Below are 305 nucleotides of genomic sequence, written 5' to 3'. Positions count from 1 at the left end.
GAACGGGCCCAAGTATCGGCAGGCCGCATGAATACGATATGACTTGAATATGACAAATAGATGAAAGGCCATCACCAATAATCGGGATGGCCATGGCAAAAATGCTGCCTCAAAGCTCGCGGCGGTCCCTGAACATGATGTACAGAGGCGCCACGCCAGCTTTGGGAGGAAACACCACCACGTAGTCGTCGAACTCAACCTGGGACAAGTCCGCAAAACGATCTATCAAAGGTACTTTCGGCATATGGAGGAAGGCGATGCTCGGGGGGCTCGCGAGATCCTTGAGCGCATTCGGCGCGCCGCCC

Annotated in this window: 1 protein-coding gene; it reads right to left on the bottom strand. The window is 55.1% G+C overall.

Going from position 1 to position 305, the window contains the following annotated elements; genetic code table 11:
* Positions 1 to 109: 109 nt before the first annotated feature.
* The coding region (locus SB717_RS34810) for an S-type pyocin domain-containing protein (protein ID WP_410907436.1) at positions 110 to 305 on the bottom strand (196 nt) is incomplete at its 5' end.

The sequence above is a fragment of the Priestia sp. SIMBA_032 genome, assembly GCF_046535215.1.
In the GTDB taxonomy this organism is placed as follows: Bacteria; Bacillota; Bacilli; order Bacillales; family Bacillaceae_H; genus Priestia; species Priestia aryabhattai.
This window is presented reverse-complemented; position numbering and strand designations above follow the sequence as displayed.